The organism is Methylobacterium sp. CB376 (genome assembly GCF_029714205.1).
Taxonomy (GTDB): Bacteria; Pseudomonadota; Alphaproteobacteria; order Rhizobiales; family Beijerinckiaceae; genus Methylobacterium.
Genome location: NZ_CP121648.1, coordinates 7,360,943 through 7,380,719 on the forward strand (window position 1 = coordinate 7,360,943; position 19,777 = coordinate 7,380,719).

The window sequence follows — 19,777 nt, forward strand, 5'->3', positions numbered from 1 at the left end:
GTGGCGGGTGCGCGGCCGCCTCGGCCCCGCACGGGACGCGGAGGGGCGCGATGCAGCTCGGGATGGTCGGTCTGGGGCGGATGGGCGGCAACATCGTGCGGCGGCTCATCCGGGCCGGCCACGGCGCGGTCGTCTACGACCGCTCGCCCGAGGCCGTGGCGGCCCTGGTCGAGGCGGGCGCGGCCGGTGCCGCGACCCTGGAGGAGTTCGTCGCCAAGCTCGGCCGGCCGCGGGCGGCCTGGGTGATGCTGCCGGCCGGTGCCCCGACCGAGGAGACGGTCGCGCGCCTCGCCGAGCTGATGGAGCCGGACGACGTCGTCATCGACGGCGGCAATTCCTTCTACAAGGACGACATCCGGCGGGCGGCGCGGCTGCGCGAGAAGGGGCTGCACTACGTCGACGTCGGCACCTCGGGCGGCGTCTGGGGGCTGGAGCGGGGCTACTGCATGATGATCGGCGGCGCCAAGGAGGCGGTCGACCGGCTCGACCCGATCTTCGCCGCCCTGGCGCCGGGCCTCGGCGAGGTGCCGCGCACCCCGGGCCGCGAGGGCCGCGATCCCCGCGCCGAGCAGGGCTACATCCATGCCGGCCCGAGCGGGGCGGGCCACTTCGTCAAGATGATCCATAACGGGATCGAGTACGGCCTGATGCAGGCCTACGCGGAGGGCTTCGACATCCTGCGCCACGCCAATTCGGAGGAATTGCCGGAGGCGCAGCGCTTCGACCTCGACCTCGGCGACATCGCGGAGGTGTGGCGGCGGGGCAGCGTGGTGTCGTCCTGGCTCCTCGACCTGACGGCGGCGGCGCTGGCGCGGGACGAGCACCTCGACGCGTTCTCGGGCTTCGTGGTCGATTCGGGCGAGGGGCGCTGGACCCTCAACGCCGCGATCGAGGAGGCGGTGCCGGCGAACGTGCTGGCGGCCGCCCTCTACGCCCGCTTCCGCTCGCGGGAGACCGCCTCCTTCGCCGACAAGCTGCTCTCGGCCATGCGCAAGGGCTTCGGCGGCCACCAGGAACCCCGGTAGCGCGTTGTCCGACGAAGCGGCCGCCCCTTCTTCGTCGCGGAACACGCGTCCGCAGCAAGGACCGAGAGCAGGACCCGGCGGCGGCGTGATCGGATCCTGCTCTCGTGGCACGACCCCCGGAGCCCCCATGACCGAACGGATCGGCCGCACGAGCGCCCCGCCCGCCCCCGCCTGCACCCTGGTGATCTTCGGGGCGACCGGCGACCTGACGCACCGGCTCCTGATGCCGGCCCTCTACCACCTCGCGCGCTGGAACCTCCTGCCGGAGCGCTTCGCGATCGTCGGGGTGAGCCGCAGCGAGATGTCCTCGGAGGCCTATCGCGACGACCTCACCGGGAAGGTGCGGGGCTTCGTGACCGCCAAGGGCGGCGAGGCGGGCGGCGGCTCCTTCGACGAGGCGGTCTGGAACCGCCTCGCGCGGCGGATCACCTACCTGTCGGGCGACCTCGCCGAGGCCGGGACCTTCGCGCGCCTGAAGGCCCGCCTCGCCGAGGTGGCGGGGGCGCCGGAGGGCGGCAGCGCCCTGTTCTACCTCGCGGTGGCGGCGAGCCTGTTCGGACCGACGGTGACGCGGCTCGGGCAGGCGGGGCTCACCCGGGCGCCGGAGGGCGCGTGGCGGCGGGTGATCATCGAGAAGCCCTTCGGCCACGACCTCGCCTCGGCCCAGGCCCTCAACCGCGAGATCCGCGAGGTGCTCGCGGAGGAGCAGATCTTCCGCATCGACCATTTCCTCGGCAAGGAGACGGTCCAGAACATCATGACCTTCCGGTTCGGGAACGGGCTGTTCGAGCCGCTCTGGAACCGCGACCACATCGACCACGTGCAGATCACCGTGGCGGAGACCGTGGGCGTCGAGGGCCGCGGGCGCTTCTACGAGGCGACGGGCGCGCTCCGGGACATGGTGCCGAACCACCTGTTCCAGCTCTACACCCTGGTCGCCATGGAGCCGCCGATCTCCTTCGCGCCCGAGGCGGTGCGCGACAAGAAGGAGGAGGTGCTGCTCGCCACCCCCTCGGCCGCCGTCGAGGCGGCGGTGCGCGGGCAGTATGCGGCGGGCCGGGTGCAGGATCGCCGCGTGCCCGATTACCGGCGCGAGCCCGACGTCGCCGCGGACAGCCGCACCGAGACGTTCGTGGCGCTCAAGCTCGGGATCGACAATTGGCGCTGGGCCGGGGTGCCGTTCTACCTGCGCACCGGCAAGGCGATGGCGCGGCGCGACACCGAGATCGCGATCCGCTTCAAGCAGGCGCCCCTCGCCCTGTTCCGCGGGACCGGCGTCGACGCGGCAGTCGAGAACTGGCTGATGCTGCAATTGCAGCCCGACGAGGGCATCTCGCTGCAATTCGGCGCCAAGGTGCCGGGGCCGAGCGTGCGGCTCGACACCGTGGAGATGCGCTTCTGCTACCGGGACTTCTTCCAGGTCGAGGCGAGCACCGGCTACGAGACGCTGATCTACGACGCGATGACGGGCGATTCGACCCTGTTCCAGCGGGCCGACATGATCGAGGCGGGCTGGCGCATCGTGCAGCCGATCCTCGATGCGCCCGCGCGCGAGCCCGCCCCCTACCCCGCCGGGAGCGCCGGCCCGGCCGAGGCGGACGACCTCCTGGCGCGCGACGGGCGGGCGTGGCGCCCGCTGGGAACGCACTGACATGGCGATCCTGCCTCCCGGAACCGAGGTGCTGCCCGACGCGGAGGCGGTCGCCCGGGCGGCGGCCGAGCGGCTGGTGGCGCTCGCCGCGGCACCCGGGACCTGCCGGGTCGCGCTGGCGGGCGGTTCGACGCCCAGGCGCCTCTACGGGCTGCTCGCCGGCCCGGACTTCCGCACGCGGCTGCCCTGGGGGCGGATCCACTGGTTCTTCGGGGACGAGCGCGTCGGCCCCGCGCCGGAGGCCGGCAGCAACCGGCGCATGGTCGAGGAGGCCTTCGGTCCCGATTCGCCGCTGCCGCCGGGCCACCTCCACCCGATCCCGACCGGGCCGAGCCCGGAGGCCGCGGCGGAGGCCTACGCGGACCGGCTGCGGGCCGCCTACGGGGGCGCGGTCCTCGACCCGGCCCGGCCCCTGTTCGACCTCGTGCTGCTCGGCCTCGGCGAGGACGGGCACACGGCCTCGCTGTTCCCGGGCAAGCCGGAACTCGCGGCGGAAGCCTGGGTCGTCGCCGTCCCGGAGGCCGGGCTCGCGCCCTTCGTGCCGCGGGTGAGCCTGACCTTCCCGGCCCTGGCCTCGGCGCGGCTGGTGCTCGTCCTCGTCACCGGCGAGGGCAAGCGCGCGCCGCTGGCGCGCCTCGCCGCGGGGGAGGACCTGCCGGCCGGCCGCGTCCGGTCCGCGGGCGACCTCGTCTGGCTGCTCGACGCGGCCGCGGCCGGCTGACGCGATCCCCGCCGCCTCCCGCGCGGCCGCGGTTCATTTGCCGCGACGCGCCCGGTTTCCACGCTGTCGGAAAGCGCCCAGGATCGCCGGAACCGCGACGAGGTGGAGACGCCGATGTACGCCGAGGGAGGATGGAAGCCGTTCTGGGAGCCGCCCCCCCGCCGGCCTCGGCTGACCCGGCGCCAGGAGCAGCTGCTCCTGTGGCTGGTCGTCGTGAACGCCCTGCTCCTGCTGATCGCGCCGATCGGCGGCGCGACCCTGATCCACGCGGTCCTGGCGATGCTGGGGCACGGCTGAGCGGACCTGCCTCGGCAGGCCGGCGGGTCATCCGCCGGGCGCCCGATGGGCCGTGGAGGCTCGTGGCGGAACCGGAGCGGAGAGCGGGCGTGCGCCGGGCTCGGCGCGCCCGGCGGCCAGCGCCGCCCGTCCCGCGTCACGCGCGGTGACCCGCGCGATCAACCCGACCGCGCCCTCCGCCACGCTCCGCAACCGCCGCCCCGCACGCGTCCGGTTTGCGCCAGATCAAGGCGCGCGGCCCCCGCCCGCGCGACGGAGACCGGCAGCGCCCGCCCTCCCGGCGGGCAGGATCTCGCCGGATGGACGCTCTCGACACCGCCCCCAGGGCGGGGACCACCACCCTCCTCGTCGGGCGCGAGCGCGTCGTCCCGGGCGTCGTGCCCGAGGAGACGGGCCAGCTCTACGCGGCGCGCCGGAAGATCCACCCGCAGGGCGTGCGTGGCACCTTCCGCACCATCCGCTGGTGCGTGCTCGCCGTCACGCTGGCGATCTACTACCTCGTGCCCTTCCTGCGCTGGGACCGCGGCCCGCACGAGCCGTCCCAGGCGGTGCTGATCGACCTCGACCGCGGCCGCCTCTACTTCTTCTCGATCGAGCTGTGGCCGCAGGAGGTCACCTACGTGATGGGGCTGCTGATCCTGGCGGCCTTCACGCTGTTCTTCATGAACGCGGTGGCGGGCCGGGTCTGGTGCGGCTATCTCTGCCCGCAGACGGTCTGGACCGACCTCTTCCTCGGCATCGAGCGCCTGATCGAGGGCGACCGGCGCGCCCGCATGCGCCTCGACGCCGCGCCCTGGTCGCTCGAGAAGCTGAGCGCCCGGATCCTCAAGCACGCGATCTGGATCGGCATCGCGTGGTGGACCGGCGGCGCCTGGGTCCTCTACTTCGCGGACGCGCCGACCCTGGTGCACCAGCTCGCCACCTTCCAGGCCCCGCCCGCCGCCTACGCGGCGATCCTGACCCTGACCTTCACCACCTACACCCTCGCCGGCCACATGCGCGAGCAGGTCTGCACCTACATGTGCCCCTGGCCGCGCATCCAGGGCGCGCTCACCGACGACGATTCCCTCGCCATCACCTACCGGTACGACCGCGGCGAGCCCCGCACCGCCGCCAAGCGGGCCCAGGCCCTGCGCCGCGCCGGCGAGCCCGCGGGGGACTGCGTCGATTGCCGCCAATGCGTCGTCGTGTGCCCGACCGGGGTCGACATCCGCGACGGGCTGCAGATGCCCTGCATCCAGTGCGGCCTCTGCGCGGATGCCTGCGACGCGGTGATGACCAAGCTCGGCCGGCCGCGCGGCCTCATCGCCTACGACACGGAGGCGAATTGCGAGCGGCGGCGGCGCGGCGAGGCCCCGGTGACCCGCCTCGTGCGGCCGCGCACGGTGCTGTACGGCCTGCTCGTCGCGGCGGTCGGGGGCACCATGCTGGTCGGGCTCGCCACGCGCAGCTTCACCAGCCTCAGCGTCCTGCACGACCGCAACCCGCTCTTCGTCACCCTGGCGGACGGCACCATCCGCAACGGCCTGACCCTGCGCATCGTCAACAAGCGTCCGGAGGTCCGCCGCTTCGCCCTCGCCGTCGAGGGCGTGCCGGACCTGCGGGTCGAGGTGCTGGGCGCGCCGGACGGCCGCCTCGCGGTCGGCCCGGACGCCACGCAGGAATTCCGGGCCCTCGCCTTCGCGCCGGCCGGCGCCGGCCGCGACAAGTCCACCCCCCTCACCCTGCGCGTCACCGATCTCGACTCGGGCGAGACCGCCACCGCGCAGGATCACTTCAAGGCCCCCTGACCATGGCGAGCACGATGTCCCCCCCCGGCGCGCCCCTCACCGGCCGCCGCGTCCTGATGATCGGCCTCCTCTTCTTCGGGACGGTCGCCGCCGCGAACGCGTTCCTGGTCACGTCGGCCCTGCGCACCTGGTCGGGCCTCGACGAGAAGTCGCCCTACCATGCCGGGCAGGTCTACAACGCGGAGATCCGCCTCGCCCGCGCCCAGGCCGAGCGCGGCTGGCACTTCGCCGCCGAGGTCGCGCGCGCCGGGGCGGGGGTCGCCGTCACGGCCCGCCTGAGCGACCGCGCCGAGGCGCCGCTCCCGGGGCTGCGGGTCGAGGCGCGGCTCGAGCGCCCGACCGACAAGCGCCAGGACGTCGTGCTCCCCCTCTCCGAGGCGCGGCCCGGCACCTATGCGGGGCGGGCCGAGGCGGTGCCGCCCGGCCAGTGGGACCTCGTGGTCGACGCCGCCGACGCGACCGGCCGGGTCTTCCGCCGCCGCAGCCGCCTCGTCCTCGACTGAGTGGGAGACACCGCATGTGCTGCACCGATGCGGCGCTCGCCTACGTGGAGGCGCACGCCGCCTGGAGCGCGGCGAACACCCGGTCCTCGCTGCCGCGGGACTACGCGGCCTTCCTGGCCGAGGAGCCGGACGGGGCAAGCCGCGCCGTCTTCGCGGTCGAGGGCGTGCGCTGCGCGGCCTGCCTCGGCACGATCGAGGGCGGGATCGGCCTGCTCCCGGGCGTCCGGGCCGCGCGCCTGAACGTCACCGACCGGCGCCTCTCGGTGACCTGGGCGCCCGGCGCGCCGGCCGAGATCGGGGAGGTGCTCGCCGCGCTCACCCGCCTGGGCTATCGCGGCCACCCGTTCGACCCGCACCGGCGCGGCGACGCGGTGGCGGCGCGCGAGACCGAGCGGCTGATCCGCGCCCTCGCGGTGGCGGGTTTCGCGTCCATGAACGTGATGCTGCTGGCGGTCTCGGTCTGGGCCGGCAACGTCTCCGACATGACGCCCGAGAACCGCGACCTCTTCCACTGGATCCAGGCGCTGGTGGCGCTGCCGGCGGCGGCCTATGCGGGGCGGCCCTTCTACGAGGGCGCGCTGCGCGGCCTGCGCGCCGGCCGCATCACGATGGACTTCCCGATCACCCTCGGGGTCGTGCTGACCCTCGCGATGTCGGTGGTCGAGACGGCGATGAGCGCGCCGCACGCCTATTTCGACGGCGCCATCATGCTGCTGTTCTTCCTCCTGATCGGGCGGGTGCTCGATCAGGTGATGCGCCGCCGCACCCTGGCGCTCGCCGAGAACCTCGCGGCGTTGCGCGCCGAGACGGCCGCCCGGGTCGGGGCGGATGGGGCGGTGCGCGACGTGCCGGTGGCCGATCTCTCCCCCGGCGACACGGTGCTGGTGCGGCCCGGCGAGCGGGTGCCCGTCGACGGCGTCGTGGCGCAGGGCCGGTCGGAACTCGACCGCAGCCTCGTCACGGGCGAGACCGCTCCGGTGACGGCCGGGCCGGGGGACATGGTCCATGCCGGCTCCCTCAACGCCAGCGGGGCGCTCACCGTGCGGGTCACGGCCGCGACGCGGGGCACCCTGCTCGACCAGGTCGAGGCGCTGATGCGCCGGGCGCTGGAGGCGAAGTCCCGCGCCCTGGTCCTCGCCGACCGGGCGACGCGCCTCTACATGCCGGTGGTCCACGCGGCCGCGCTCCTCACCCTCGCGGGCTGGCTGGCCGCGGGGGCCGGGTTCCACGCGGCCCTCCTCACCGCCGTGGCGGTGCTGATCGTCACCTGCCCCTGCGCCCTCGGCCTCGCCATCCCGGCCGTGCAGGTCGTCGCCGCCGGGGCGCTGTTCCGCGAGGGCGTCCTCCTCAACAGCGGCGAGGCGCTGGAGCGCTTCGCGGCGATCGACACGGTCGCCTTCGACAAGACCGGCACCCTGACCCTGCCGGAGCCGGTCCTGGCCGGGCGCTACGAGTCCGAGGCCCTGGCCCTCGCCGCGCGGCTCGCCCTGTCGAGCCGGCACCCGATGGCGGCCGCCCTGGCGACGGCGGTGCCGGAGGCCCGGGCGCTGCCCGATGCCGAGGAGGCCGCCGGGCTCGGCGTGCGGGCCGTGGTCGAGGGGCGCCTCGTGCGGCTCGGCGCGCCGCGCTTCTGCGAGGCGGAGGCCGAGGCGGAGCGGGCCCTCGCGCAGGATCCCGGCTCTTCGGCGATCTGCCTCAAGGACGGCGACGCTCCGCCGGTCGTGTTCCGGGTGCGCCAAGCCCTGCGCCCCGACGCGGAGCGGGTGCTCGGCAGCCTGCGGGCGGAGGGGTACCGGGTGCTGATCCTCTCTGGCGACCGGCCGGAGGCGGTGGCCGCCGCGGCCGGCGCCCTCGGCGTCGCCGAGTGGGAGGGCGGGCTCGCGCCGCAGGACAAGATCCGCCGCATCGAGGCCCTCGGCGCGCAGGGCCGCCGGGTGCTGATGGTCGGCGACGGGCTCAACGACGCGCCCGCCCTCGCGGCCGCCCACGCCTCGCTCTCCCCGGTCACCGCGGCGCATGTCAGCCAGGCGGCGGCCGACGCGCTCTTCCTCGGCCGCGACCTCGCGCCGGTCCTGGCGGTGCTGCGGATCGGCCGGGCGGCGCGGCGGCTCATGCTGGAGAACCTGTGGGTCTCGGCCGCCTACAACGTCGCGGCGATCCCGCTCGCCGCCGCGGGCCTGCTCACGCCGCTCATCGCCGCCCTCGCCATGTCCGGCTCGTCCGTCATCGTCACGCTCAACGCCCTGCGGGCGCGCCGGACGCCCCGCCGGCCGGAGATTGCTCAGCCATGAACGTGCTCATCCTGATGATCCCGATCGCCCTCTTCCTCGGCGGGATGGGCCTCTGCGCCTTCCTGTGGGCGCTGCGCTCGGGCCAGTACGAGGACATCGACGGCGCCGAGTACCGCGTGCTGGCGGACGATTGAGGCTCCCCGCGGGAGCCGGGCCGGCGCCCCGCCTCAGGCCGCGCGGGCGACGGCGCCCGCCTGCGCCACCGGGCGGAAGGCGGCGAGGAGCGCCGCGTCGAGCTTCGGCCCCATCCGCTCCATCACCGCCCAGGCCTCCTCGGCCGCCATCGGGGCACGGTAGGGCCGCCGCTCGGTCAGCGCCGAGAAGATGTCGCAGATCGTCACGAGGCGCACGAGGTCGCCGATCGCGCGGCCCGACAGGCCGTCCGGGTAGCCCGACCCGTCCAGCATCTCGTGGTGGTGGCGCACCACGTCGAGGGTCTCCGCGTCGAAGCCCGGCTGGCGGGCCAGGAGCTGCGCCCCGATCACCGGATGGGTGCGCATCACCGCCATCTCCTCCTCCGTGAGGCTGCTCGGCTTGTCCAGGATGGCGTGGGGGATGCGCGCCTTGCCGACGTCGTGCAGCAGGGCGGCCCGCACGAGGCGCATCTGGTCCTGGTGCCGGAAGCCGAGCCGCCCCGCCAGGGCCGCCGCGTAGCCGGCCACCCCCAGCGAGTGCTGGTAGACGCTGATCGCGTGGGCCTGGATCACGTCGAGCCACGCCCGGATCCCGGCCTCGCTCATCGCGTCGAGCACGATCTCGGTGCCGAGGTCGATGTCCTCGCGGCTGATCGCCCCGCCCGCGGTGGCGGCGTGAAACGCCTGGGTGACGAGCGTGCTCGCCTCGGCGGCGCGGATGCGGGTCTGCCAGAGCGGCTCCCGCGCCCGCGCGGCGGCCTCGCCGGCGATCGCGTCCGCGATCTCGCGCGCGATCACGTGCGAGGGTGCATGCGCGTTGAGGACCGTTGCCGCCCCGCGCGCCCGCGCGAGCGCGGCGGCCGGCGCGTCGCGGGCGAGGCCGAGGCAGGGGACACCCCGGGCGCGCAGGCCGCTGATCGAGCGCCGCAGGCCGGTGCCGAGCGCGACCTCGGCCGGACCCAGATCGAGCACCACGGCGGCGTGCGGACCGGGCGGCGGCGGATCCTCCGGCCGCATGGCGATGCAGGGCATCAGGCGGGCGAGTTCGTGCGCGAGCCCGAGAGCCGGCGCGGAACCGTCCGCGATCAACAGGATGGAGCCATCCGGCATGTCGTGCCCCGCACTGGCCTCTCCGACGCAGGAGCGGCTCCTCCGTCCCTCGGACCGGCTTCGAGGTATCGGATGGCTCGGTTAAGCTTCCCCTACGCCAGCGCAGATCCGCCGCGCAACCAGCAGTTCCGCAAGGTGGAGACATGCCACAGGAGCGCATCTCCCACCACACGCAAACTGTCGCCGCGGGCGCGAGGCCGGCCATCACCCTGCTCTACGCTGCGCGCGCCTGCCTGATCGCGACGCGGCCCGGCGTCACCATGCGTCAGCTGCGGGAAGGAAGGTGTTCGCGCCGGACCACGCGTCGTCGGCGCTTCCCCTCGACCGGGATCAACCAGGCGTCGTCCCGATCTGCGGGGCCGAGAGGGGCTCGCGCGCGGCGGATGATGGCCGTCCGCGCGAGGGTTACGGGTCGAACCGGAGCCGGGGACGGCTCAGTACTTGCCTCAGGAGGTAATTGCCTCAGTACTTGCGGATGAGGCTGACGAGGCGGCCCTGGATGCGGACCCGGTCGGGCCCAAGGACCCGGGTCTCGTAGGCCGGGTTGGCGGCTTCGAGGGCGATCGACGAGCCGCGGCGGCGCAGGCGCTTGAGGGTCGCCTCCTCGTCGTCGATCAGCGCTACCACGATGTCGCCCGTATTGGCGGTGTCCTGGCGGCGGATCACCACCAAGTCCCCGTCCAGGATGCCGGCCTCGATCATCGAGTCGCCGCGCACCTCCAGGGCGTAGTGCTCGCCGCCGGCGAGGAAGTCCGGCGACATCGCGACGCTGCGGCTCTGGCTCTGGATGGCCGAGATCGGCGTGCCGGCGGCGATCCGGCCCATGACCGGGATGCTGACCGCGTGCCCGGATTCGTCGGAGACCAGGGCGGTCGGCAGCGGGGCGGGCTTGACCGGGGCCGAGGAGCGCCCCCCCTCGACGACGCTCGGCGTGAAGCGCACCACCTCCGCGGGGCCGCTCGCCACCGCCTCGGGGATGCGGATGACCTCGATCGCGCGGGCCCGGTTCGGCAGCCGGCGGAGGAAGCCGCGCTCCTCCAGGGCCGTGATGAGACGGTGGATGCCGGACTTGGACTTGAGGTCGAGGGCGTCCTTCATCTCGTCGAAGGAGGGCGGGACGCCGGTCTCGCGCATCCGCTGCTGGATGAAGCGGAGCAGGTCCAACTGCTTACGGGTGAGCATGGGTCACTCTCATCGCCTGCGCCGACGCGCGACATGGTACAAATCGCGAACAGGTTAAGCGTTCTTCAAGTGTTCCGCAAGCCGTTGCGGCGCAGGTCGACTTGCGTCGGGCCGGAGTCGGGCGGGCTCAGGATCCGGCGCCGTCCCGCGTCACCTGGGTCCGCGCCCGGAGGCGGGCCTCGGCGTCCTCGTCGTACGCGGCGGCCCTGGCGAGGATCTCGTCCGCGCGGTCCGCGCCTGCCGGGCCTCTCAGCCCCTGAAGGGTCCACTGCTCGCAGCGCAGCACCGTCAGGGCGTCGATGGCGGCCCAGAGCCGCTGCTCCACCTCGCCGGCCTCGAGACCGAGGCTGGCGAGCTCCGCCACCCGCGCGGCGAGGGCCGTCGACCGCAGCTCGATCTCGACGATCCGGCGGCTGATCTCGCGGAGAAGCGCGTCGACATCCATCGCGACGTCCCGCCCGTGCGGCTCCCGCGGGGGAGCCTAGCACGTGCCGCTGCGTCCGGTCACGCGACGGCGGCAGGCGTCATCCGGCGAGGTCGGCGCCGGCCTCCCCGTCGGGCGCCGCCTCGTCGGGCTCGTCGGACAGGGCGGCCTCCGCGGGGCGAACGCCCCGGTAGAATTCCCCGGCACGGACGGCCTCGCCGCCCGCGACCATGACGCTGAGATAGGTGTTGAGGGTCCCAGGCGCGACGTCCGGCAGCTGGCGGGCGATCTGCGCGCTGGTCAGGCCCTGCGGTCCGGCGCCCTCCAGCAGCGCCTTGAGGCGCCCCTTGGCCGAGTTCGCCCGCGGCCCGCGGCTGCCGCGCCCGACCGTCCTCGCCGCCTCGGCCGGCCGGCCGGCTCCCGCGAGCGGCAGGCCGGCGGTCCCCGCCAGTCCGGCGAGCGGCAGGTCGGTGTCGTCGACGATCGCCCGCAGCGCGTTCTCGGCGAGGCGGAGCTTCGCCAGCTCGCTGCCGATGCGCTCGTACTCGGCTTCCAGCGCGGCCCGCCGCTGGCTCACGTCGGCGAGCGCCTGCGCCAGGGTGTCGCTCTCAGACATCCTCTTCCCCTCGGTCCCGGCGGGCTGGTTCCACAGATCGACGGGCGGGTCAACGCGGTCCGGCCCTGCGCCGGGGCGCACAGGGAGAGCGCCGGACGGGGACGCCGCGACGGCCCGCACCGGTGCCCGGATCACTTGCGAGGGGCGCAGGCGCGGCACCGGGCTCGCCGCCGCCCGATCCGGGCGAGGCGCGGCCGGCCCTCACTCCGTGCGTCGCGCCGCGGCCGCCTCGTCCTTGCGGTGATCGGCGGTGCGCGACCGCTTCTTGGCCGTGACGGGAGCCTGGATCGGGGCTGAGCGGGTCAGCTGCTCCAGACTGATCCCGGCCGGGCCCGCGACGGCCGCCCTCACCAGCGCGGTCGCCGTCATCATCGCGACCCAGATCGCCGCGATCCTGAGTCCCGTTCCGTGTCCGCGCCGCATTCCCTGCCTCGTGCGTCATCCCCGACGAGCATGGCAACGCCGCGCCTCGCGAACGGTTCAGCCAGAAAGCCGAGGCGCACGGGGCGGGCCTCGCGGCACCGGGCGCGCGGGCCGCGGTGCCGAACCCGGGCTCCTCGTCCCGGGGACGCGGTGCGGGTGGCGGCCAACTTGCCGCATTGCGGGATCGCCGTCAGGCTTCGTGCGTTGAGTGGGCGACCTCCAACAGCACGGGGCGGTGCGGTGCAGGCGCTTCATGATCATGACCTCTCCGACCAGGGGCTCGCGGGCGCTCGGGCGCCGATCGAGAGCCTGACGGCCAAGCAGCGCGCGGCCTGGGCGAGCGCCGGCGAAGCCCTCCTCGCCGGCTGCCTGAGTCACCTCAGCGCCGAGGAGCGGGAGGCGTTCTGGATCGCCGTCCGGCTCTGCTACAATCGCCCCTACAACGCGCCGGACGCGGCGCCGCGCGCGCCCGTCCTGGTGCCGCCGCCCGAGGCCGGTGCGCCCCGGGCCGTGCCGGGGATTCCCCTGCCGGCGGCCTGATTGCGGCGTCGCGGCCGGCGCGGCCCCTCCGATGCGGGGTCTCGCCTGGGCCCTGCGCGGCGTCCATGGAGGCTGCGTCCTCCCGGTCCTGGCGCCCGTCCTCTACCGTGGCCGCGCGCGGGGCGGTGCGGACCCTCCGCTCCCGACGGCGGACGGGGTCCGGTGCCCGCTCGCGACCGGAGCGGCCGCGTTCCCCGAGGCGCGAGGCAGGTCTCCTCCCCGCGGCTGCTGACGCCGGTCCGGCCCGGCTGCGCGCCGGCGCGCTTGGCCCGCGCGTTCGGCCTCGCGGCGGTTCGCCCGCGCCGATCCGGCCGAACCCGAAGCAGAGCAGCGCTTGGCCGTGGGACCAACCGGCACTTGGCTCGCGGAGCGAGGAACCAACCCGGTATCGGCAGTCTTGCTGGTGCGGACCGACTGTACGGACCAAGTGCGGAGTGGAGCCCCAGACCCGGGCGGTGCGAAGATGAAACGGCGTCAGTTTCTGGCGACTTTGGGCGCCGCCTCTGTGAGCCGCCCCATGCTGGCGCGATCCCAGCCGGTGCTGCCGCGAATCGGCTTCCTGGGCGCGGCCACGCCGAATGGCTACGCGCGGCAGGTCGAGTCCCTGAAGCTCGGATTGCGGGAATTGGGGTACGAGGACGGCAGGGACGTCCTTCTCGATTTTCGGTGGGCGCTCGGCGATTACGCGCGGCTCGCCGCGCTTGCGCGCGAATTGGTCGATAGCCGGCCCAACGTCATCGTCACGCACGGCTACCCCGCGACGGCCGCGCTCAAGCAGGCCTCGCGCGACGTGCCGATCGTGGTGGCGACGACCAGCGACATCGCGATGACCGGTTTGGTGGACAGCCTCGCGCATCCCGGCGGCACCATCACCGGCTTGAGCTTCTTCGCGCCTCAGATCTCCGCGAAACGCCTGGAGATCCTCAAGGAGTGCATCCCCGGGCTGACCAGCCTCGCGACCGTGTTCAACGTCGCCAACCCCGTCGCCCAGCCCGATCTGCGGGCGCTCGGATCCACCGCCCGCTCCCTCGGCGTGGAACTCAGGCCCGTCGCAATCCAGTCCCCGCAGGAATTCGAGGCGGCCTTCGCCACGATCGCGAGCAGCCGCGTCGGTGCGGTGTCGCTGATCCACGACGCCTTGCTCACGGACAACGTGCGGACGTTGGCGAACCTCTGCCTGAAGCACAGGTTGGCGTCGATCGGAGAGGGGCCGTACGTGAAAGCCGGTGGCTTGGTCGGGTACGGTCCTGACTTCTACGACATGTTCCGGCGCTCGGCCTCCTACGTCGCGAAGATCCTGCGCGGCTCTCATCCGCGAGACCTGCCGATCGAGCAACCGATCAAGTTCGATTACGTCTTCAATCTGAGGACGGCCGATTACCTCGGCCTTGAGGTGCCTCCCTCCGCGCTCGCCCGGGCGAGCGAACTGGTCGAGTGAGCGTCGGGCGGGACGCCGCCGGCAGGCTGGCGGAGCGGGCCGGCGGTGCCGGGCGAGGATGCGGCCCGAGGCTGGTGCGGACGGCGGGACTCGAACCCGCACGGCCTTGCGGCCGCAAGATTTTAAGAACTGGGCAGGTGCCTAACAGAGCCTAACAGTTTGCTGGATCATATGGACGCAAACGGCTCATCGGGCTTGGCTTTCTTGTCGGGGAGCGTCACCAAGGGAAACACGGTCGAACACGCCTTAACGGCCGTTCTGGCATCCCCCGTGGTTACCCGTGGAGCGCATCTCGTGGCAACGAAAGTGCTCACCGTGCAGAGCGTGGAACGCTACAAGCCGAACCCGGAGCGGCGGCTTGAGATCCCGGACGCGACCCTCCCCGGGCTCTACCTGATCGTGCAGCCGAGCGGGAAGAAGTCGTGGGCGATCCGGTACCGGATCAACCGGCAGCCCCGGAAGTTCACGATCGGCCCCTACCCTCTCTTCGACCTCTCTGCCGCCCGCGAGCGGGCACGCCAGGCGCTGCAGATGGCGGCGCGGGGACTGGACCCCTACCGCGAGAAGAAGGCCGCAGAAGCGGCCGCGATTGAGGCCAAGGATCAGGTCTCTCGCGTCGTCGCCACCTACGTCGAGCGGCACCTGAAGGTGAAGGGCAAGCCGGGCTACGCCGAGCAGGCCGAGGGGCTGCTGCGCAATCACGTGCTGCCGCATTGGGGCCATCGCCGGATCGGCGACATCGGCCGAGCTGACGTCATCGCGCTCGTGGACGGTCTCACCGATCGCGGCATGACGACGGGGGCGAACCGCGTGTTCGCCACCACCCGCGCGCTGTTCAACTTCGCGCTCGGCCGCGACCTGATAACCTCGACGCCCTTCCTCGGCCTCAAGCCGCCGCTCCCCAACCCGAGCCGCGACAGGGTGCTAAGCGACGCCGAGGTGCGGTGGGCATGGCTGTGTGCGGAGCGCATCGGCTTCCCGTTCGGGCCCATGGTGCAGCTCCTGCTGCTTACCGGCACGCGCCGGAACGAGACCGGCGAGATGGTGTGGTCCGAGCTGGACGGCACGGTCTGGACCATCCCGGGTGCACGCACGAAGAACTCGCTGGAGCACGTCGTGCCGCTGCCGCCCGCGGCCATCGAGATCCTGGCGGCAGTGCCGCGCATCGCCGGCAGGCCGGGCTACGTCTTCACCCGGAACGGCTCGACCCCGGCCTCTGATCTGTCAGCCGGCAAGCGGCGCTTAGAAGCCGCCATGCTGACGGTTGCGCAGTCCGAGGCGGCACGGCGCGGAGAAGATCCGAAGGCCGTCACGATCCCGCGCTGGACGCTCCACGATCTGCGCCGCACCGCGGCCTCCGGCATGGCCCGGCTCGGCACCGATCCGCACGTGGTCGAGGCGGTGCTGAACCACCGCTCCGGCACGATCAGCGGCGTGGCCGCGGTCTACAACCGGTACGCCTACCTCAACGAGAAACGGGCGGCGCTTGAAACGTGGGGTAAGCATGTGACCAGCCTCGCAAATGACCACACAAGGGAGCAGCCATGATCGCAAATAGATGGTCGCTTCAGGAAGCTGCTGACTATATCAAACTGGTGACTGGCGCTTCGGATCCGATGAAACAGCTCGTGGAGGCGCTGAAAAACGCTGATCTAAAATCTTTCTACGATGCTGTAGGCGAAAAGAACAACCCTCAGCCGTTGCACGGTCAGGAGCCACCATACATCTTATCGAACCCAGATTATTGGCGTTTCTTGAAGATAGAAGATGCTCAATTGGGCTTATTGAGCATGATTAGGGGTTCAATTCCCGGATTTTTTTCTTTCGACACTAGTTACGGGATTATTGACTATTTTCACGGTGTGCATGTACGAAAATCTGACGTGACGCGGATCTGGAACAGCGCCACCACAAGATCATCCTCATTAGCACGCGCCGCCAAGCGAAATCCACTGCCCCGAGGTCCAAAGCCAGTCGTTATGGCAAGAGTTATGGAGGAAATGCGTAAGATTGACTCTAACAGCCTCCTCAAAATGAAAGAAACGGAGATGGAGGCGAATTTCAGAGCGTCGCGCGACACCTGTCGAAGAGCGAGAGCGTTTGTTTAGTCGGAATTTGTCGGTGAATGAAACTCCGACAAATAGCGACCATCGACAATTAGCGACATTTGATCGGATGCTTCAGCATTAGCGTGCTCTAACAAGGGTCCACGCGATGCCCCTTTCTGTTCCAAAGTCCAGCGACGACCTGCTGCCGGCTGCGCAGGTGCGCGCCCGCTACGGCGTCTCCGACATGACGATCTACCGGTGGTTGACCAACAAGCGTCTCAGCTTTCCCAAGCCAATCCGGATCAACGGCCGCCGGTACTGGCGTGTTGCCGAGCTTCAAGCGTTCGAGGTCTGGCAGGCCCGCAAGCAGGAGGCAGCTTGAGCGATGAGGAAGCCCGCGCATCGCGGTGCGACGGCGGATCTCTCGATTGCAGCTGTGGCGGCCTGTATCGCGACATGTGTGCCGACTGAAGCGTCCCGGCAATCCCTCCGGCTAGCACTCGACCGGGTGCTCGCCGGCACGTCGACGCGACCGGCGGTGCGGTTGGTGCCGACGATGGTCGAGGCGACCGAGGTCGCTGAGCTACGTCAGGCCGGGTTGGGCGACGCAGCCGCTGCGCTCTTGGCGGTCCCGGTGTTCGGTGTCCAGATGCTCGCGCAGCTGAACGACCGCACGCCCTTTGGAGTGCCGCCGAGCCACCCGTCCGTGCCAATCCTCGCCGACGACTTCGCCCGTTCCTCCGGATGCCGCGGCCCGCGCAGCTTCCACAAATATTCACCGCCCGAAGTCATCAAATCAGTACGAACAGTGATTTTAGCGTTCAGAACCCCGACGTAATAAATTTCATTTGAATAAGCCTTCCTGACTGGCGCACGCAGCGCATTCGCCTGTCTTGAATTTCTTTTCACTCTACAATTAATGAACGAATTGATGCTGACCCGGTCAACGTCATCAAGAATTCGGCACAAGGTACTCCGATTGTTCACACGATGCAGAGCGAAGGAGCAGTTCAGTGAACGCGTACGCGCGTCCAGAGAAGCCCGTTCCGTTCGTGCCGTTCACCGGGCTGCCCGACAACGCTGCCATGAGGCAGATCAAACTTACGAGCAATTGGGTTGTCTGGAAGTACATTTGGGATCAGAAACCGAACAAAACTGAAGGAAAGTGGGATAAACCTCCGATCAACGCGAGAACGGGCGGGAACGCTTCAAGCTCAGACCCCGAGACTTGGAGCGATTATCGCACCGCTGAGAACAGAGCTCTGAGCGGCGGCTATGACGGGGTCGGTTTCGTCCTGCCTCCGGACGGCAGCATCAGCGGCATCGATCTCGACAAGTGCAGAGATCCCGAAACGGGCAAGATCGCCGCGTGGGCGCAGGTCGCAATTGATTTCGGCGAGACGTACTGCGAGATCTCGCCCTCGGGCAAAGGGCTCCGCTTCTTCGTCAAGGGCGCGGTCGAGGGCCGAAAAGTCGATGCGGCCCATGTTGAGATTTACAGCGAGGGTGGGCGCTACCTGACCGTTACGGGGCAGCACCTCCCTGGCACGCCAGCCGAGATCCGCGAAGCACCACGGACGATCGCGTACCTTCAGGAGCGCGCAGACGAGATCAAGGCCGCGCAGCGGGAGGCACTCGATCGAGCTCGGCAACTGACCGAGAAGAAGGCCGGGAAGGCCACGGATAAGGCTCGGGACGGCAATCGGCGAGCCACGGGCAACAACCCCTTCCTCGACTACGCCGCGGCTACCCGCAAGCGCGGAAGCGCCTTCTTCCGGACCATCAATGAGCTGGCACTCGAGAACCTCGACTGTTGGGTTCCGACCCTGTTCCCGACCGCGAAGTGGCAGCCTGGGACGGAAGCGTATCGCGTGACGTCGGCAGACCTCGGGCGCGATCTGGAAGAGGACCTGTCGATCGCCGCGAATGGGATCACGGACTTCGGCGTTCATGACCTCGGCGACCCGCAGGACGGCAAGCGAACGGCGATCGACATCGTGCTGGAGCACGGCAGTGCGGCCGACGCGGTCGCGGCAGCCCTGTGGCTGTGCGAACAACTCGCCGTCGATCCGGCCGAGATTGGCTGGAAGGGCCACCAGGGCGAGGCCGACCGGCGCACCGGGCCGAGGGGTGACCCTCCCGCACCTCCCGTGCTGCACTGGCACCGGGACGCCGCCACGGCCGCACCCCGCGAGTGGCTGGTGCGCGACCTGATCCCGGTTGCCGGCAAGGGGCTGTTGTCGGGGCAGTGGGGCACCGGCAAGTCCTTCATCGGCCTGGACCTCGCCGGCAGCGTGATGACCGGCGAGCCCTTCGCCGGCCGCAAGGTGCTCCGGCGCGGCGGCGTGCTGTTCCTCGCGCCCGAAGGTGCCTCCGAGCTCCCGATCCGCCTCAAGGGCCTCGTGCAGGCACGGTTGGCAGGGGCCGCCGAAAGCGGCATTGACCCGACAGACCTGCCGTTCTGCTGGGTCGAGGAGTGCCCACGGCTCTCCGAGACGGAGGCGGTGGAGCGGCTGAAGGCGGTGATCGACACCGCGGTCTCCCAGCTTCGCGAGCGCTACGACCTGCCGCTCGCGCTCATCGTCCTCGACACGGTGGCGGCCGGCGCCGGGTTCGACGACGAGAACAGCGCGGCCGAGACGCAGCGGGTGATGAACGCCCTGGAAGCCCTCAGCCGGCACGCTGGCGCCTTCGTGCTCGGCATCGACCACTTCGGCAAGGCCACCGAGACCGGCACGCGCGGCAGTTCCGCCAAGGAAGCCGCGGCCGACACGGTGCTGGCGGCCCTCGGCAACCGCGACGAGGCCGGCACCGTCTCGAACCTCCGGCTCGCCGTCCGGAAGATCCGCGGTGCCCCAACCGGGGCCGAGACGCCCTACACGCTGGAGGTGGTCGGCATCGGCGAGGATAGCGAGGGCGAGCCGGTCACGACCTGCGCCGTCCGGTGGACGATCAATCGGATCAGCAGGCAAGCCACGGTCGGCTCCCGGGAGCGGTGGCCGAACTCGCTGAAGGTTCTCCGGGAAGCACTGACCACAGCGCTGGAGGAGCACGGGAAGCGGGCATGGCCGTTCGGAGCCAATAGCCCCGAGCACCGAGCGGTGCCGATCGCCGCGGTCAGGAAGGAGTTCCTCGCCAAGTACCCTGTGGACGGCGACGACGCGGCCAAGCGCGCAGATGCGAAACGGAAAGCCTTCGACCGCGCCGTGAAGCTCGCACTGGAACGCGGACTCGTCGGCTCGATCGAGCTTGGCGGTTTAGACCATCTCTGGATCAAGCCACCGACAGCCTGAGAGTGGTCCTCGGTCGGACGGACGGGATGCCTCTAGGTATCCCGTCCAGTCCGTCCGGTTTTGGACGCGGATTTTCCGGACGTTCGTCCGGTTCGTCCAATTCGTCCGCCCATGGGCGGAGGTCACTCGCGAGGCTCCGGGACGGCAAGGAGTGGCGTGGCTCGCCCACGGATAGTACGACCTCGGGCGAGCCATTGATGCTCAGCCGAGCCGCCGAAAGGTGCTCCCCGAGACGATGCTCTCATGTCCGTTGTCAACGCAGCGGCCGAGCGCGACCACCCGCCCTGGCGG

General features: G+C 71.4%; 20 protein-coding genes. 15 read left to right on the forward strand and 5 right to left on the reverse strand.

Going from position 1 to position 19,777, the window contains the following annotated elements:
* The first annotated feature begins 50 nt into the window (after positions 1-50).
* From gnd to ccoS, 8 genes are all read left to right on the forward strand, one after another.
* A complete protein-coding gene (gene gnd, locus QA634_RS33875; protein ID WP_012336333.1) occupies positions 51-1,025 on the forward strand; it encodes a phosphogluconate dehydrogenase (NAD(+)-dependent, decarboxylating) in 975 nt (324 codons plus the stop codon).
* Positions 1,026-1,152: 127 nt separating this feature from the next.
* A complete protein-coding gene (zwf, locus tag QA634_RS33880; protein ID WP_012336334.1) occupies positions 1,153-2,676 on the forward strand; it encodes a glucose-6-phosphate dehydrogenase in 1,524 nt (507 codons plus the stop codon).
* 1 nt (position 2,677) lies between these two features.
* Complete coding sequence (pgl, locus tag QA634_RS33885; RefSeq protein WP_012336335.1) at positions 2,678-3,397, forward strand: 6-phosphogluconolactonase; 720 nt, start codon at positions 2,678-2,680, stop codon at positions 3,395-3,397.
* A 114-nt stretch (positions 3,398-3,511) separates the two neighbouring features.
* On the forward strand, positions 3,512-3,694 hold the full coding sequence (locus tag QA634_RS33890) for a hypothetical protein (protein WP_018263161.1): 183 nt from the start codon (positions 3,512-3,514) through the stop codon (positions 3,692-3,694).
* A gap of 299 nt (positions 3,695-3,993) precedes the next feature.
* Entirely contained in the window at positions 3,994-5,484 is a 1,491-nt protein-coding gene (ccoG, locus tag QA634_RS33895; RefSeq protein ID WP_012336337.1) for a cytochrome c oxidase accessory protein CcoG, read from the forward strand.
* 14 nt (positions 5,485-5,498) lie between these two features.
* The gene (locus QA634_RS33900; protein ID WP_265576483.1) at positions 5,499-5,987 is read left to right on the forward strand and encodes a FixH family protein; all 489 of its coding nucleotides are present in this window, start codon (positions 5,499-5,501) and stop codon (positions 5,985-5,987) included.
* Positions 5,988-6,001: 14 nt separating this feature from the next.
* Positions 6,002-8,278, forward strand: a complete 2,277-nt coding sequence (locus tag QA634_RS33905) for a heavy metal translocating P-type ATPase (protein WP_012336339.1) — start codon at positions 6,002-6,004, stop codon at positions 8,276-8,278.
* The gene (gene ccoS, locus QA634_RS33910) at positions 8,275-8,412 is read left to right on the forward strand and encodes a cbb3-type cytochrome oxidase assembly protein CcoS (protein WP_012336340.1); all 138 of its coding nucleotides are present in this window, start codon (positions 8,275-8,277) and stop codon (positions 8,410-8,412) included. Before QA634_RS33905 ends, ccoS begins: the two co-directional genes overlap by 4 nt.
* Before the next feature lie 33 nt (positions 8,413-8,445).
* Here ccoS and QA634_RS33915 read toward each other — a convergent pair whose 3' ends face one another.
* The 5 genes from QA634_RS33915 to QA634_RS33935 all read right to left on the reverse strand — a co-directional run bounded on the left by QA634_RS33915 (position 8,446) and on the right by QA634_RS33935 (position 12,167).
* Positions 8,446-9,522 (reverse strand): HD-GYP domain-containing protein, encoded by a 1,077-nt coding sequence (locus QA634_RS33915; RefSeq protein ID WP_012336341.1) that lies wholly within the window; start codon positions 9,520-9,522, stop codon positions 8,446-8,448.
* Positions 9,523-9,984: 462 nt separating this feature from the next.
* Entirely contained in the window at positions 9,985-10,704 is a 720-nt protein-coding gene (gene lexA, locus QA634_RS33920; protein ID WP_012336342.1) for a transcriptional repressor LexA, read from the reverse strand.
* A gap of 127 nt (positions 10,705-10,831) precedes the next feature.
* Positions 10,832-11,149 (reverse strand): hypothetical protein, encoded by a 318-nt coding sequence (locus QA634_RS33925; protein ID WP_012336343.1) that lies wholly within the window; start codon positions 11,147-11,149, stop codon positions 10,832-10,834.
* A gap of 79 nt (positions 11,150-11,228) precedes the next feature.
* Positions 11,229-11,744, reverse strand: a complete 516-nt coding sequence (locus QA634_RS33930) for a hypothetical protein (protein WP_012336344.1) — start codon at positions 11,742-11,744, stop codon at positions 11,229-11,231.
* A 201-nt stretch (positions 11,745-11,945) separates the two neighbouring features.
* Positions 11,946-12,167, reverse strand: coding sequence for a hypothetical protein (locus QA634_RS33935; RefSeq protein WP_012336345.1), 222 nt, complete (start codon positions 12,165-12,167; stop codon positions 11,946-11,948).
* A 240-nt stretch (positions 12,168-12,407) separates the two neighbouring features.
* On the opposite strand from QA634_RS33935, the gene QA634_RS33940 reads away from it, so the two are divergent.
* From QA634_RS33940 to QA634_RS33970, 7 genes are all read left to right on the forward strand, one after another.
* Positions 12,408-12,707: a hypothetical protein gene (locus tag QA634_RS33940; protein ID WP_012336346.1), complete on the forward strand. Its 300-nt coding sequence runs from the start codon at positions 12,408-12,410 to the stop codon at positions 12,705-12,707.
* Between the two features lie 517 nt (positions 12,708-13,224).
* Positions 13,225-14,145: an ABC transporter substrate-binding protein gene (locus QA634_RS33945; protein ID WP_150108779.1), complete on the forward strand. Its 921-nt coding sequence runs from the start codon at positions 13,225-13,227 to the stop codon at positions 14,143-14,145.
* A gap of 294 nt (positions 14,146-14,439) precedes the next feature.
* Positions 14,440-15,693, forward strand: coding sequence for a tyrosine-type recombinase/integrase (locus tag QA634_RS33950; protein WP_043701891.1), 1,254 nt, complete (start codon positions 14,440-14,442; stop codon positions 15,691-15,693).
* Entirely contained in the window at positions 15,690-16,253 is a 564-nt protein-coding gene (locus tag QA634_RS33955) for a hypothetical protein (RefSeq protein WP_150108781.1), read from the forward strand. Before QA634_RS33950 ends, QA634_RS33955 begins: the two co-directional genes overlap by 4 nt.
* Before the next feature lie 106 nt (positions 16,254-16,359).
* Positions 16,360-16,575: a helix-turn-helix transcriptional regulator gene (locus tag QA634_RS33960; RefSeq protein ID WP_012336349.1), complete on the forward strand. Its 216-nt coding sequence runs from the start codon at positions 16,360-16,362 to the stop codon at positions 16,573-16,575.
* A gap of 3 nt (positions 16,576-16,578) precedes the next feature.
* Positions 16,579-17,031, forward strand: a complete 453-nt coding sequence (locus tag QA634_RS33965; protein WP_012336350.1) for a hypothetical protein — start codon at positions 16,579-16,581, stop codon at positions 17,029-17,031.
* Positions 17,032-17,206: 175 nt separating this feature from the next.
* Positions 17,207-19,486, forward strand: coding sequence for an AAA family ATPase (locus tag QA634_RS33970; RefSeq protein WP_012336351.1), 2,280 nt, complete (start codon positions 17,207-17,209; stop codon positions 19,484-19,486).
* The last annotated feature ends 291 nt before the right edge of the window (positions 19,487-19,777 follow it).

Excerpts from the sequence above, each read along its gene's own strand:
- gnd (WP_012336333.1), top strand. The coding sequence starts at position 51 with ATGCAGCTCGGGATGGTCGGTCTGGGGCGGATGGGCGGCAACATCGTG.
- zwf (WP_012336334.1), top strand. The coding sequence starts at position 1,153 with ATGACCGAACGGATCGGCCGCACGAGCGCCCCGCCCGCCCCCGCCTGC.
- pgl (WP_012336335.1), top strand. The coding sequence starts at position 2,678 with ATGGCGATCCTGCCTCCCGGAACCGAGGTGCTGCCCGACGCGGAGGCG.
- QA634_RS33890 (WP_018263161.1), top strand. The coding sequence starts at position 3,512 with ATGTACGCCGAGGGAGGATGGAAGCCGTTCTGGGAGCCGCCCCCCCGC.
- ccoG (WP_012336337.1), top strand. The coding sequence starts at position 3,994 with ATGGACGCTCTCGACACCGCCCCCAGGGCGGGGACCACCACCCTCCTC.
- QA634_RS33900 (WP_265576483.1), top strand. The coding sequence starts at position 5,499 with ATGTCCCCCCCCGGCGCGCCCCTCACCGGCCGCCGCGTCCTGATGATC.
- QA634_RS33905 (WP_012336339.1), top strand. The coding sequence starts at position 6,002 with ATGTGCTGCACCGATGCGGCGCTCGCCTACGTGGAGGCGCACGCCGCC.
- ccoS (WP_012336340.1), top strand. The coding sequence starts at position 8,275 with ATGAACGTGCTCATCCTGATGATCCCGATCGCCCTCTTCCTCGGCGGG.
- QA634_RS33915 (WP_012336341.1), bottom strand. The coding sequence starts at position 9,522 with ATGCCGGATGGCTCCATCCTGTTGATCGCGGACGGTTCCGCGCCGGCT.
- lexA (WP_012336342.1), bottom strand. The coding sequence starts at position 10,704 with ATGCTCACCCGTAAGCAGTTGGACCTGCTCCGCTTCATCCAGCAGCGG.
- QA634_RS33925 (WP_012336343.1), bottom strand. The coding sequence starts at position 11,149 with ATGGATGTCGACGCGCTTCTCCGCGAGATCAGCCGCCGGATCGTCGAG.
- QA634_RS33930 (WP_012336344.1), bottom strand. The coding sequence starts at position 11,744 with ATGTCTGAGAGCGACACCCTGGCGCAGGCGCTCGCCGACGTGAGCCAG.
- QA634_RS33935 (WP_012336345.1), bottom strand. The coding sequence starts at position 12,167 with ATGCGGCGCGGACACGGAACGGGACTCAGGATCGCGGCGATCTGGGTC.
- QA634_RS33945 (WP_150108779.1), top strand. The coding sequence starts at position 13,225 with ATGCTGGCGCGATCCCAGCCGGTGCTGCCGCGAATCGGCTTCCTGGGC.
- QA634_RS33955 (WP_150108781.1), top strand. The coding sequence starts at position 15,690 with ATGATCGCAAATAGATGGTCGCTTCAGGAAGCTGCTGACTATATCAAA.
- QA634_RS33960 (WP_012336349.1), top strand. The coding sequence starts at position 16,360 with ATGCCCCTTTCTGTTCCAAAGTCCAGCGACGACCTGCTGCCGGCTGCG.
- QA634_RS33965 (WP_012336350.1), top strand. The coding sequence starts at position 16,579 with ATGAGGAAGCCCGCGCATCGCGGTGCGACGGCGGATCTCTCGATTGCA.